We start from the raw sequence: 12,572 nt of genomic DNA on the forward strand, positions 1-12,572 counted from the left end.
TCAGACACTCCCGTCGCTTCGCTCGCCCCGACCGCTCCGGTCGGTCAGGAAATCGATTGTCAGGCGGTTGAACTCGTCGAACTTCTCGAGCTGGGCCCAGTGCCCGCAGCCGCCGAAGACGTGCAGCTGGGCGCGGGGGATGAGCTTGAGCGCGACGAGTGCCCCGTCGAGCGGATTGACCCGGTCCTCCCGGCCCCAGATCAACAGCACCCGCTGCCGCAGCTTGTACGCGTCGCGCCAGAGCATCCCCAGCTCGAAGTCCGGTCCGGAGAACGACTTTCCCATCGCGCGCGCAGCGGCGAGCGACTCGGGGGTGCTCGCGGCGGCGAAGCGTTCCTCGACCAGCTCCTCGGTGATCAGCGACTGGTCGTACACCATCACCCGGAGGAACGCCTCGAGCTTCTCCCTGGTCGGGCCCTCCGGCGGCGCCGCGAACCGGCCGAGGTGCTTCACGCCCTCGGTAGGGTCGGGCGCGAAGAGATTGACGCTCAATCCCCCCGGCCCCATCAACACGAGCCGTCCGGCCCGGTCCGGGAAGTCCAGTGCGAACCGCACCGCGGCACCGCCGCCGAGCGAGTTGCCGAGCAGGTGCACGCGCCCGTCGACGCCGAGGTGGTCGAGCAGGTCCTTCAGCGCGGTGGCGCTGTGCACGAAGTACTGCGGATGCTCGGTGGGCTTGTCGGACTTGCCGTAACCGGGCTGGTCGACACAGATGACGTGGAAGCGCTCGGCCAGCACGGGGATGTTGCGGGCGAAGTTGGACCAGCCGGAGGCGCCCGGACCGCCGCCGTGCAGCAACACGATCGTGGTGTCGTGTCCGACCCCCGCCTCGTGGTAGTGCAGCCGCAGGTCGTGGCGCACCTGAGCGAACCGGGACGTCGACTCGTAGGTGATCTCTTCCGTCGCAGTCAATTCGGTCTCCCTACACCATCGTGTCGGTGATCGGCAGTCCGAACTCGCCGGCGCCGAACATCACATAGGCGCGCTCGGCGTCGTTGGCGGCATGGACACGCCCGGCGTGGGCGTCGCGCCAGAACCGTTGGATCGGCGTGCCGTTGGCGAGGGCGGTGGCACCGGAGTTCTCGAACAGCAGGTCGATGGACGCGATGGCGCGGCCGGTGGCGCGGACCTGGTCGCGACGGGCGCGCAGCCGCAGTTCCATCGGGACCTCCTCGCCGGCGACGAGGTGCGCGTACTCGTCGGCGACGTTTCCGGACAGCTGGCGCCACGCGGCGTCGATGTCGCTCGAGGCCTCGGCGATCCGCACCTTCGAGAACGGATCGTCCTTGGACTTCTCCCCCGCGTAGGCGGCGCGCACGCGCTTGCCCTGATGCTCGACGTGGGCCCGGTAGGCGCCGTAGGCCATGCCGACGATCGGCGTGGAGATCGTGGTGGGATGGATTGTGCCCCAAGGCATCTTGTAGACCGTCGCGGTGTTGCGCTCGAGGCCGGGGGCGGTGAGGTTGCTCATCGCCTTGAAGCTGAGGAAGCGGTGCCGGGGCACGAACACGTCCTCGACCACGATCGTGTTCGACCCGGTGCCGCGCAGGCCGACCACGTTCCAGACGTCGTCGATCCCGTAGTCCGCGCGCGGGATCAGGAAGCTGCCGAAATCGACGGGGCGGCCGTCCTTGAGGACTGGGCCACCGACGACGACCCACGTGGCATGGTCGCACCCGGAGGACCAGGCCCACGCGCCGTTGACCCGGTAGCCGCCGTCCACGACCTCGCCGGCGCCCATCGGGGCGTAGGAGGAGGAGATGCGCACGTCGGTGTCCTCGGCCCATACGTCCTCCTGGGCCTGCTGCGAGAACAGGGCCAGGTGCCAGTTGTGGACACCGATGATCCCGGACACCCATCCGGTGGAGCCGCACGCGCTCGCGATGTTGCGGACAGCCGTGTAGAACAGCACCGGGTCGGCCTCGTAGCCGCCCCACTGCTTCGGCTGGAGCAGCCGGAAGAACCCCGTCTCCTGCAGCGCCTTGATCGAGTCGTCGGGGATGCGGCGAAGATCCTCGGTCTCCTGTGCACGTTCCCGCAGGGCGGGCAGCAGCGCGTCGATCCGCTGCAGTACCTCGTGGCTCTCGTGGTCGCCCACTGGACGCTCCCGTCTGTTCCGGAAATGATCGCTTGCTTCGAGACTAGAACACGTTCCCATTCATGTCGAGACCGCGGAATCACCGCACGTCGGCGTCTTTTCTGTGGGACGAAAGTCCCGGATCGCTTCCGGATCGCCGCAATATTCTATAACGTGTTCTACTAGATGAACCGAAGGGAAGTGAGGGGACAATGGCACAGATTCGCGAGATCGACGTCGGAGAGGTCCGCACGCGTTTCGCGCGGGGTTGGCACTGCCTCGGGCTCGCCAGGACGTTCAAGGACGGCAAGCCGCACGCCGTCGAGGCCTTCGGCACGAAGCTCGTGGTCTGGGCCGACAGCCAGGGCGACCCGAAGGTCCTCGACGCCTACTGCCGGCACATGGGCGGCGACCTGTCGCAGGGTGAGATCAAGGGCGACTCCGTCGCCTGCCCCTTCCACGACTGGCGGTGGGGCGGCAACGGCAAGTGCACCGGCATTCCCTACGCCCGTCGCGTGCCGCCGCTCGCCCGCACCCGCTCCTGGCTGACGATGGAAAAGAACGGGCAGCTGTTCGTATGGAACGACCCCGAGGGCAACCCCCCGCCGCCGGAGGTCACGATCCCCGACATCGAGCAGTACGGGTCGGGCGAGTGGACCGACTGGACGTGGAACTCGATCCTCATCGAGGGCGCCAACTGCCGGGAGATCATCGACAACGTCGTGGATATGGCGCACTTCTACTACATCCACTACGCGTTCCCGACCTACTTCAAGAACGTCTTCGAAGGGCACGTCGCCGCGCAGTACCTCAACACCCGCGGCCGGCCCGACAAGGGCATGTCCACCCAGTACGGCATGGAGTCGCTGCTGAAGTCGTTCGCGGCGTACTACGGTCCCTCCTACATGATCAATCCGATGACCAACAGCTACGGCGGCTACGAGGTCGAGTCGGTGCTGATCAACTGCCACTACCCCGTGACCCACGACTCGTTCGTGCTGCAGTACGGCATCATCGTCAAGAAGCCGACCGGGATGTCCGACGAGATGTCGGCCAAGCTCGCCGCGAAGTTCACCGAGGGCATCGGCGAGGGCTTCCTGCAGGACGTCGAGATCTGGAAGAACAAGACCAAGATCGACAACCCGCTGCTGTGCGAGGAGGACGGCCCGGTCTATCAGCTGCGACGCTGGTACGAGCAGTTCTACGTCGACGTCGCCAACGTCACCGAGAAGATGACGCAGCGCTTCGAATACGAGGTGGACACCACCAAGGCCAACGAGGCGTGGCAGGCGGAGGTCGCCGAGAACCTCGCGCGGCAGAAGGCCGAGCAGGAACAGGGCAAGCAGGAAGCGGAGGTCTGACGATGGATCCCTCGACCCGGGCGCGCCGGTGGGCGAAGGCCCCGGACTTCGCCGGCCAGCCCGCGCGGGTCGAGGCGGTCCGCGCGCAGACCGCCATCGACAAGATCAACTACCTGGATTCGGGCCTGCACGAGGTGCGGTGCCGCGAGTGCGGCACCTGCGTGCTGGTGCGCAAGAACAGCTTCGACCACACGAGCGTGCAGTGGTGCGAGAACCCCGCGTCGGTGTGCCCGAACTTCCGGGACGACGCGACCCCGGGCGCCCTGCGAGACGGCTGCCCGCAACTGCGCGCAAGCATCGAGCAGGCGGTGCTCGACGGCCGGATCACCGTGCCGGACTGACGTCGCCGCGCCGCGGAGCGGCGAGTTGTTCGAGCGAATCGAGCACCGGCGCCGTCGCCGACACCCGATAGACGTGCCGCACCCGGTGCTCCTCGAGCTGACCCACCGTCAGGGATCGTCAGTCCATCCATCCTTGCCGAGCGCGTTGCATGTCAACCCGCTTCCCGGCCACGGGGGTGCCCTCTTCGAGCAGGAGTGCCGGTGCACGACCGCCGTGACACGAGGCGGTTGTTCCGTCGGCGTAGACGACTCGCCACCAGGGAACGTTGTCGTCCAGCAGGCTCATCGCTCGGCCCACCTGCCGTGGACCCGCCCCGATTCTCTTGCCGATATCGCCATAGGAGGCAACCGAGCCCGGAGGGATGGCAGCGACTGCCTCCCGGACCGCGTCGATGATGCTCGTCTCGTCTCGAGTGACCATCGGGATTCCGGCCCCCTAAAGCTTCGTCAGCGCATCGCCTTTGTGCATCGCGATGTGCTCGGTCTTGTCGCTCTTGATCTCGTATTGAGGGTCACTCTCACTGCAACGCCGTGTGCGCCCCTTGAACTCCACGTCCTTCGTGTGCTTCCTGATGATGACGCCCTCGACGTATCCGGCTTCGGAGTTCCACCGGACATGGTCGCCGACGGAGAAGTCAGTCGTCATAGCCCTTCCTCCACTCGATGTTCGTCCTCGTGAGGCTACCCGGCTCACGGCTTCTGTATGCCGGCGGAAGAGGCGACAGCAGATCGCCGGCAGGCGGGGTTGGCTGGCGAGTCGGTCTTCGGGCAACTGGTGCCGATCGATATCGTCGGCTGTGGTCATCGCGTGGTCTCCCTCGAGACCGTTGCCACCTGACGACCGTCTACTGAGCATCGCTCTATGCTGGCGTGGTGTTCCTTCTATTCGGATACGGCACCAAGCGGCAACACCTCGGCTCCGGGCAGACCCGAACGTGCCCGCGCTGCCACAACACCACACAGTGGGCACGGATCCGGGAATTCAGCCAGTTCACGTTGTTCTTCGTTCCGGTCGCGCGATGGAAGCGCCGGCAGCTGGAGGAATGTGGCATCTGCGGCACCGCCGTCGAAGTCTGAGCGCCTTCATCGTCGACGCGCCACCGACGGAGCGTGCGTCGGCGCACTCAGCCGACACAGGGATCGACGAATGGACTCGAGCACCGGAGTTGTTCCAACAGCTACAGCACCATGCGCTGTCACACGAAAATCGTTGCGCAACAGAGCCTTTTACAATCCGGTCGAAACACTTCGTCACGGGCACTGCCTCCCGGGCGCGCGACCGTTTCCACGACCCCACCCCCATCGACCACCAGACCGGCTACCAGGCCCGAGATGATAGAACCGATTCTCTTGGGGCACAGGGTGATCCTGTCGACTGCCATCCATCGGGTGGCGAGCAGCGCAGCGGCACGTTCGCCGAGGCACCGCAGAAGGCGGCCTCTGGTGGGCCGGCCAAGTCCAAGCCTGATCCACGGCATCGGCAGCTGCGAGACAGCGGTCGGGTCGATCCTCACCGAAGCTCACCACATTATCACTCGCCCACTGCTCGGTCACGTCAAGAGCTGAAACTGTCCAGCGCCCTTCTCCGACACCACCCGGTCGGGAAACCATACCCCTGGGGCACTGCCCCCAACGGTGCCCGCGCGACGCCGCCGACCGCATGGGCGGCCGTTCTCCGGCACGACCTGCGCGACCCCACCCCGATCGAGGCGAGTGAGGAGATGTGCACCGCCCGCCGAGCCCGGACTGCCGGGTAACGCACGGACGCCCACCGCAGAACCGGTGGCGACCGATGCACCGCGAGGCCGGTCGAGGAGGACGAAGTTCGATGCCGTCACAGCGATGAGTCCGCCAACGCCCGCAGGTCTACCTTTGCAACCGAGACACATCACTTCACCGGGAGCCGAGCCATGGGCCTGATCGACATCGAACTGTTCACCACCCTCGACCTCGTCGGACAGGCACCCGGCGGCCCCGACGAAGACCCGGAAGGGTTCCCGTTCGGCGGCTGGCAGGTACCCCTGCTCGACGAGGTCACCGGCGCGCAGATCGGGGCCGCCTACGAAGGCACCGACGCCCTGCTGCTCGGCCGCCGGACCTACGACATCTTCGCCGCCTACTGGCCGTACCAGGACGGCGGCGAGGACCACGAGATCGCCACGCTCTTCAACAGCGTCCCCAAGTACGTGGCCTCCCGCGGCCGGCCCGACCTCTCCTGGGCCGGATCCACGCAACTCGGCCCGGATCTGGCCGGCGCGGTGCGCGAAATCCGGGACCGGCACGAGGACGTCAAGGTCGTCGGGAGCCTGAACCTGGTCCAGACCCTGCTGCGCGAGAAACTCTTCGACCGGCTCGACCTGTGGGTGCACCCGATCGTGCTCGGCGTCGGGAAGAAGGTGTTCGACGCCGGCGCGGTGCCCACCAACCTCACCCTCCTCGCACCGCCGGTCGCCGGCCCGACGGGCACCGTGTACCTGCGCTACGGGCGCGCCGACGGCATACCCGGCACCGGGGACATGAGCGCCCCCGACCGCGGCGCCGGGCGGGACGGCTGAACCCGCCCCGCACCAGCTGGGTCCGTGTCCTCGGGGGTGCCTCCGCGAGGTCTGCCGACGTCGTTCCCGGCGGCGCAGCACCGGCGAGGGAGTCCCCCGACACGAACACAGCAGTGCCCAGCGGCGGGTATTCGGGCGTTATGTGCCGCAGAAGGTTCGGAAGGTTGCACTGAACGACGAGGGGGCGGGTGTGGTGTAGTCGGACCACTCGTCACGGCGGTCGAACGGATGCGTGACGACCTCGAGCAGCCTCTCGAAAGCAGCGAGCTCACCGTCGGCCGCAGCACGCAGAGCCGCATCGAGCTGATGATTGCGCGGGATGTACAGCGGGTTCACGCCGTCCATCGCGTCCGCGGTCTGCGCTGTCCCACGCCCCTGTGTGCTCAGGGCGCCGCGCCAGCGATCCACCCACGGCCCGATGTGCTCGCGCGGGACGAGGGCGTGCAGCGGCGCCGAATGCCCACGGAGTTCGTCCGCGAGCGCCCGGAAGCTGCCCGTCCAGTCGGCGCCGTGTTCGGCCATCAACCTCAGCAGGTCGTCGACCAGCGCTCGATCGAGGAGCGGGCCGGCCACCCCGAGCTTGGCCGCCATCCCGGCGGCGTAGTGGCCCTCGTAACGCGCGTCGAAGGTATCGAGGACTGCCGACACCGCGGCAATCGCGTCATCCGGCGTCGAATCGAGCAGCGGCAGCAGCGTTTCCGCCAAGCGCGCCAGATTCCACTTCAGGACAGCGGGCTGATTGCCGAACGCATAACGGCCGCCGTGATCGATCGAACTGAACACCGCCGCCGGATCGAACGCATCGAGGAAGGCGCACGGACCGAAGTCGATGGTCTCCCCCGAAATGGTCGTGTTGTCGGTGTTCATCACCCCGTGCACGAACCCGGTGAGCATCCACTGCGCCACCAGTGCTGCCTGCGCCTCGACCACCGCCTCGAAGAATGCCAGGTAGCGACTGCCCTCACCCGTCGCCGGCAGCTCGGTCAACTCCGGGTAGTGGCGAGTGATCGCGTAGTCGGCGAGCCGCTGCAGGACTCCCTCCTGTCGGGCCGCGAATTCGAAGGTGCCCACCCGCAGGTGACTGGCCGCGACCCGGGCGAGCACGGCACCGGGCTCGGCGCCGTCTCGGCGAACGCGGCGGCCCGTCGCGACCACCGCCAGCGCACGCGTCGTGGGAATACCGAGGGCATACATGGCCTCGCTGACCAGGTATTCGCGCAGCATCGGGCCGAGGACCGCGAAGCCGTCACCGCCCCGAGAAAACGGCGTGGGCCCCGAGCCCTTCAGGTGCAGATCCACTCGCCGACCGTCACTGCCCACCACTTCGCCGAGCAGCAACGCCCGGCCGTCCCCGAGCAGGGGTGCGTACCCGCCGAACTGATGTCCCGCATACGCCATCGCGACCGGCGTGGCCCCAGCCGGCGCCGTCGATCCGGACAGCACCCCGATCCCGACCTCGCTCCGCAGCACCTCCACGTCCCATCGCAGCGACACCGCGAGCTGCTCGTTGAGCACCAGCAACGTCGGGTCGGGGGCATGAGCGCCCTGCCACGGCACCGCCAGGGCGGCCAACTCGTCGGCAAAGGTGCTCTCGAGGCGCGCCACCGCCGAGTTCGTGCCTACCGTGGACTCCGGGAATGCCGCCATCAGTCGAGGGTAACCATCGCACCACCTGGCCCGCCGCTCACGACCGAGAACGCACCCGGCCACCAGCTCACGGTGCTCGACGTCACCGCACCGCGAGCCCATACTGCCCGTCACCGGCAGGGCTCGTCCTGCTCGTCACCGCAGCCACCTCGACGCGGGCCGCGCCGGCTCGACAAGGCCCCCCGCGTCGGCAGCGGGCGCCCAGGTGGGCGCAGGCCCAGGCGCGCTCGATTCGCCACGTGCCACCGTCTGCGACCAGGGGAACGCCGGGCCCGGCGGCGGCCGTGGCGGCGGACAGCTGCGCCGGGCCGAGCCGGCGCCAGGCCCCGCGCAGCACTCGGTGGCGGTGCACGGAGCGGGCGGGGGTCACGACGCGGGCACCGGCCTGGAATCGTGACCGGATCGGCTGGTGCGACGAGAGCGGGCCAGAGCCAGCCCACCGAGGACCGTGCCGATCAGCCCGAGCGCCACGGCGAGGACGGCGCCGGCGAGCCCGTTGCCGGTGCCGAGTCCACCGGCGGAGTTGACCCCGTGCACCCCGCCGGCGATGACGCTGATCGGTCCCAGCACCAGGGCCACGATCGTCCGAGCTCGTCCGGTGCCGGTGCGGCGGGATCGGGCCAGGGCCAGCCCACCGGCGACGGCGCTGATCAGCCCCAGCACGGCTGCCGCGGTGGGCACGGTTCGCCCGACGCCGAGCTCGTAACCGGCAGCGACAACGGAGACGTGCGTGATCGCCGGTGCGGCAAGCAAATCGAGGACAGGCATTGCGGATCCTTTCGGTCGAACGACGGGTTCCGGCCGCGCTCATGGAGGCCTCCGTCGTTGAGCGGACGCATACGATCGTCGCGTCTCGGCAACGGGGTGTCCTCGGACAGCGGGCGGCAGCGGATACGAAGTTCGACGTAGGTGGCTCGCGCACAACCACGCTTCTCGACGTAGGCGGCCGCGCAGTTCGCGGGAGTTGTTTTCCCCACCCGGAACCATATGATCGCGCCATGCCGGATCGCGTCACGTTGTTCCGCCCGCCCGCCTGGGCGCAGGATGTGCTGCTGGCGGTATTCATCACTGTCATGCAGGTCCAGGGCACCGTCGTCCGCAACAGCGGGGAGCCCGAAGCAGTGCTGCGCCCCCTGTCCGACCTCGGGAACCTCGGCTACCTGCTGTTGATCGCCGGTGGCGCGGTCCTGGTCCTGCGCCGCCGCTGGCCAGTCGCAGTGTTCGCCGTGACCGCGCTCGCCAGCATGGTGTACTACACCCTCGACTTCCCGGACGGCCCCGGATGGCTGGGCCTGTTCGTGGCCCTCTACACCCTCACCGCCCGCGGCGACGGACGTCGCTCGCTGGTGATGGCCGTTGTGGGCATCGCAGCACTGGCCGCGGTCTGGCTGATCGCCGCGACCGACATCGAACCCCCAGCCGCCGTCGGCTGGGTGTACTTCCGGATAGGCGCCGCGGGCATGAGTGCCGCCCTCGGGGAGAGCGTCCGCTCGAGGAGAGTCATCGCGGAAGAAGCACTCGAGCGCGCCGAATTGGCCGAACGCTCTCGTGAGGACGAAGCACGCGCCCGGGTCGACGAGGAACGGCTCCGGATCGCGCGCGAGGTCCACGACACCGTCGCGCACGCCATCGCCATCATCAACGTCCAAGCCGGCGTCACCGCACACGTGCTGGACAAGCGACCGGAACAAGCACGCCAGACGCTCGAGGCCATAGAGCAGACCAGTTCCCGGGCCCTGCAGGAGATGCGGGCCATCCTCGGGGTCCTTCGCGACGACCACGACGGCCGCCTCCCACCCCCAGGGCTCGGGCAGGTCGACGAACTCACCGCCAGGGCACGCGAAGCCGGGCTCGACGTCGAGCTGGAGACGACATCACCCCCACCGCCCGTACCCAGCGCGGTAGGCAGCGCCGTGTACCGGATCCTGCAGGAGTCGATCACCAATGTGATTCGCCATGTCGGACCGACCAGGGTCGCGGTCGCCCTGAACTACGGCCCCGACGCCGTGGAAGTCCGCGTGACGAACGACGGCCCGCGTGCGGATGGGGACACCGACAAAGCAGCCAGAGGCGCCGACCGTGCGGACGCCGGGTTCGCCGGCACGGACACACGCGGCCGCGGGATCGTGGGGATGCGCGAGCGTTGTCAGCTCTTGGGCGGCGACTTCGACGCCGGCCCGCTCCCGGGCGGCGGCTTTACCGTCACCGCCCGGCTGCCCTTGGCCCCGGCCGCAACGGTGAAGGTATGAACCCGGTGACAGGCGCATCCGGCCGCGACACTCCGATCAAGGTCCTACTCGTGGACGACGAGCATCTGGTGCGGTCCGGCTTCAAGATCCTCCTCGAGGTCGAGGACGGCATCACGGTGGTCGGGGAAGCCGCAACCGGCGCCGAAGCCGTGGAGCAAGCCCGGGCCCTGCGCCCGGATGTCGTGCTCATGGATATCCGTATGCCGAAGATGGACGGCATCGAGGCCACCCGGCAGATCGCCACCACCAACGGGCTCCAATACGTACGCATCCTCATCCTGACGACCTACGACACCGACGCCTACGTCTTCGAAGGCCTCCAGGCCGGCGCCAGCGGCTTCCTGCTCAAAGACGCGGGCCCGGCCGAGCTCCTGCACGGCATCCGCGTGGTCGCCGCCGGAGAGGCTCTGCTCGCACCGCGCATCACGCGCCGCCTCATCGCCCAGTTCACCGCACAGCACACAGCCGACAAGGCCGCCGATCGTCGGCTCGAGGTCCTCACCGACCGGGAACGCGAGGTCCTGACGCTGGTAGGTATGGGCATGAGCAACAACGAGATCGGCGCCGAACTCTGCCTCAGCCCGGCCACCGCCCGCACCCACGTCAGCCATGCCATGGTGAAACTCGGTGCTCGCGACCGCGCGCAACTGGTCGTCATCGCCTACCGAACGGGACTTGTGAAGCCGTAGGCGATCAGCCTGTCGACCCCGCGATCCGAATCTTCTCTGATCGACGACGTCTCAGACGAGAGGGGTGTCTGTGCCGGCGACCGCCCGAGCACTCCGTAGCCTGACGAGGCATGAGTGATGCAGATATCCACTTCTACTTCGACCCGGTGTGCCCGTTCGCCTGGATGACCAGCAAGTGGGTGCGCCTGGTGGCGGCCCAGCGCGAATTCCGAGTCGACTGGCGGTTCATTTCGCTGCGCCTGATCAACGCGCACGTCGACTACGACGCTCACTTCCCGCCCGAGTACGAAGCCGGTCACACGAGTGGGCTGCGGCTGCTCCGGGTCGCGGCGCGAGTGCGGGCCGAGCACGGGCGCGAGGCGGTGGATCCGCTGTACCGGGCGCTCGGTGCGTGGATATTCGAGACCACGCCGGACGCCGACAACACCGCCGGACCGGAACAGCAAGGAACGCGGGCTTTCCTCGAGCCGATCCTGGCCCGGGCGGGCCTACCCGTGCAGGTGGCGGACGCGCTGGACGACCCCTCGCTCGATGCGCTCATCCAGGCGGAGACCGACGAGGCACTGCGCCTGACCGGCAGAGACGTCGGCACGCCGATCATCCACTTCCAGCCGCCGAACGGCGTGGCCTTCTTCGGGCCGGTGATCAGCCGGCTACCCGGCGAAGAGGACGCCCTCCGCCTGTGGGACCACGTCGTCGGGCTGGCGAGCTTCCCCGGCTTCGCCGAACTCAAACGTAGCCTGCGCGAACTGCCGCAGCTGCCCGGTCTCGGCGTCGCTCCCGACGAGGTGGGAGTGGAGCAGGACTGGCACGGTGGCAGTCGACGAACCAAGAGATGAGCAACCGGTGCCGGCCACCCCGGCACCGTTCGGCCCGACAGCCAGGTCGAGACGGCTGCCGTTGTGTATGTCCGATGCGGACCGGTAACGGATAGCCTCGAGCCATGATGCTGGCGAACGTCTGCGAGCTCTATCGAGACGCAGGCTTTCTCGGGCAACCAGCGGCTGCCGCCACCAGCCTGGCCTTCGTGATCGCCGGCCTGGCCGTGCTCGCACGTCGTCGGCAGGGCACGGCGACGGTGACCTACGGTCTCCTCGTCATCGCGGTCGGCGCCGGATCCCTCATAGCGCACGGACCGAACCCGCCGTGGCAGGCCTACGCACACGACATACCGATCGCGACATTGCTCGCTTACACAGCCGTCGACGCCGCTTCCGACCGGTTCGACCGACGGTTGTCGCCGCGGTGGTGGCTCGTCGTTCCGTTCGTGATGGTTCCCGTCGTCGCAGCCGGCTCGAGCGCCTCCACGATCGTGCAGGCACTGCTCGCCGCGGTCACTGTGGGACTCGCGCTGGAACGCGCCCGCGTCCGTCCGCACCTGCGCCGCACGACGATCATCGCGGCACTGCTTCTCGCGTCCGGCGCCGTGCTCGGCACCATCGGCGACCGGACCTCGCTCTGCCGGCCGAGTAGTGTCCTGCAAGGCCACGCGCTGTGGCACATTCTCGCCGCCACCGGACTGTGGCGGCTCTCGCCCACGATCGGTTCACGGTCCCCCCGGATATCGGCCAGGACATCGCGGCATCTGTCGGGCCGGGCCGGCCCGGCCCGGAGACGGCCCGGGCAGGCTTGACCGCGTCGGTGGCACATGCA

Annotated in this window: 15 protein-coding genes; 8 read left to right on the forward strand and 7 right to left on the reverse strand. The window is 68.4% G+C overall.

Annotated features, from left to right (window positions below; genetic code table 11):
* Both hsaD and hsaA read right to left on the reverse strand, forming a co-directional pair.
* The gene (gene hsaD, locus A4U64_RS20810; protein ID WP_006937757.1) at nt 1-912 is read right to left on the reverse strand and encodes a 4,5:9,10-diseco-3-hydroxy-5,9,17-trioxoandrosta-1(10),2-diene-4-oate hydrolase; all 912 of its coding nucleotides are present in this window, start codon (nt 910-912) and stop codon (nt 1-3) included.
* A gap of 10 nt (nt 913-922) precedes the next feature.
* On the reverse strand, nt 923-2,098 hold the full coding sequence (gene hsaA / locus A4U64_RS20815) for a 3-hydroxy-9,10-secoandrosta-1,3,5(10)-triene-9,17-dione monooxygenase oxygenase subunit (protein WP_065923062.1): 1,176 nt from the start codon (nt 2,096-2,098) through the stop codon (nt 923-925).
* Nucleotides 2,099-2,289: 191 nt separating this feature from the next.
* Here hsaA and A4U64_RS20820 point away from each other — a divergent pair, with 191 nt between their 5' ends.
* Nucleotides 2,290-3,438 (forward strand): Rieske 2Fe-2S domain-containing protein, encoded by a 1,149-nt coding sequence (locus tag A4U64_RS20820; protein WP_065923063.1) that lies wholly within the window; start codon nt 2,290-2,292, stop codon nt 3,436-3,438.
* Between the two features lie 2 nt (nt 3,439-3,440).
* Nucleotides 3,441-3,779, forward strand: coding sequence for a hypothetical protein (locus tag A4U64_RS20825; RefSeq protein WP_006937751.1), 339 nt, complete (start codon nt 3,441-3,443; stop codon nt 3,777-3,779).
* On the opposite strand, the gene A4U64_RS29075 is transcribed toward A4U64_RS20825, so the two are convergent.
* From A4U64_RS29075 to A4U64_RS20830, 3 genes are read right to left on the reverse strand one after another with little or no spacing between them, the layout of a single operon-like run.
* Nucleotides 3,763-3,885 carry a hypothetical protein gene (locus A4U64_RS29075; RefSeq protein ID WP_006937749.1) on the reverse strand — a complete coding sequence of 41 codons (123 nt, stop codon included), beginning with the start codon at nt 3,883-3,885 and terminating at the stop codon, nt 3,763-3,765. The genes A4U64_RS20825 and A4U64_RS29075 overlap by 17 nt on opposite strands.
* Nucleotides 3,886-3,897: 12 nt before the next feature.
* Nucleotides 3,898-4,200 (reverse strand): MGMT family protein, encoded by a 303-nt coding sequence (locus A4U64_RS27850; protein WP_006937742.1) that lies wholly within the window; start codon nt 4,198-4,200, stop codon nt 3,898-3,900.
* 15 nt (nt 4,201-4,215) lie between these two features.
* Nucleotides 4,216-4,425, reverse strand: coding sequence for a DUF2945 domain-containing protein (locus A4U64_RS20830; protein ID WP_029540900.1), 210 nt, complete (start codon nt 4,423-4,425; stop codon nt 4,216-4,218).
* 224 nt (nt 4,426-4,649) lie between these two features.
* On the opposite strand from A4U64_RS20830, the gene A4U64_RS20835 reads away from it, so the two are divergent.
* Together A4U64_RS20835 and A4U64_RS20840 are read left to right on the forward strand one after the other, a co-directional pair.
* On the forward strand, nt 4,650-4,856 hold the full coding sequence (locus A4U64_RS20835; protein WP_037200466.1) for a zinc-ribbon domain-containing protein: 207 nt from the start codon (nt 4,650-4,652) through the stop codon (nt 4,854-4,856).
* A gap of 833 nt (nt 4,857-5,689) precedes the next feature.
* Nucleotides 5,690-6,334, forward strand: coding sequence for a dihydrofolate reductase family protein (locus tag A4U64_RS20840; RefSeq protein WP_029540894.1), 645 nt, complete (start codon nt 5,690-5,692; stop codon nt 6,332-6,334).
* Nucleotides 6,335-6,472: 138 nt separating this feature from the next.
* Here the strand turns inward: A4U64_RS20840 and A4U64_RS20845 are convergent, their stop codons facing one another.
* Together A4U64_RS20845 and A4U64_RS20850 are read right to left on the reverse strand one after the other, a co-directional pair.
* Nucleotides 6,473-7,981: a protein adenylyltransferase SelO gene (locus tag A4U64_RS20845; RefSeq protein ID WP_051359165.1), complete on the reverse strand. Its 1,509-nt coding sequence runs from the start codon at nt 7,979-7,981 to the stop codon at nt 6,473-6,475.
* A gap of 366 nt (nt 7,982-8,347) precedes the next feature.
* Nucleotides 8,348-8,749 (reverse strand): DUF6223 family protein, encoded by a 402-nt coding sequence (locus A4U64_RS20850; RefSeq protein WP_006943309.1) that lies wholly within the window; start codon nt 8,747-8,749, stop codon nt 8,348-8,350.
* A 230-nt stretch (nt 8,750-8,979) separates the two neighbouring features.
* On the opposite strand from A4U64_RS20850, the gene A4U64_RS20855 reads away from it, so the two are divergent.
* The 4 genes from A4U64_RS20855 (at nt 8,980) to A4U64_RS20870 (ending at nt 12,552) form a co-directional block, all read left to right on the forward strand.
* Nucleotides 8,980-10,230 carry a sensor histidine kinase gene (locus A4U64_RS20855; RefSeq protein WP_029540889.1) on the forward strand — a complete coding sequence of 417 codons (1,251 nt, stop codon included), beginning with the start codon at nt 8,980-8,982 and terminating at the stop codon, nt 10,228-10,230.
* The gene (locus A4U64_RS20860) at nt 10,227-10,919 is read left to right on the forward strand and encodes a response regulator transcription factor (protein WP_029540886.1); all 693 of its coding nucleotides are present in this window, start codon (nt 10,227-10,229) and stop codon (nt 10,917-10,919) included. Before A4U64_RS20855 ends, A4U64_RS20860 begins: the two co-directional genes overlap by 4 nt.
* A gap of 110 nt (nt 10,920-11,029) precedes the next feature.
* On the forward strand, nt 11,030-11,758 hold the full coding sequence (locus tag A4U64_RS20865; RefSeq protein WP_029540884.1) for a mycothiol-dependent nitroreductase Rv2466c family protein: 729 nt from the start codon (nt 11,030-11,032) through the stop codon (nt 11,756-11,758).
* A gap of 104 nt (nt 11,759-11,862) precedes the next feature.
* Nucleotides 11,863-12,552: a hypothetical protein gene (locus A4U64_RS20870; protein ID WP_029540882.1), complete on the forward strand. Its 690-nt coding sequence runs from the start codon at nt 11,863-11,865 to the stop codon at nt 12,550-12,552.
* Nucleotides 12,553-12,572: the final 20 nt, after the last annotated feature.

The organism is Rhodococcus sp. WB1, from assembly GCF_001700945.1.
GTDB lineage: Bacteria > Actinomycetota > Actinomycetes > Mycobacteriales > Mycobacteriaceae > Rhodococcus > Rhodococcus aetherivorans.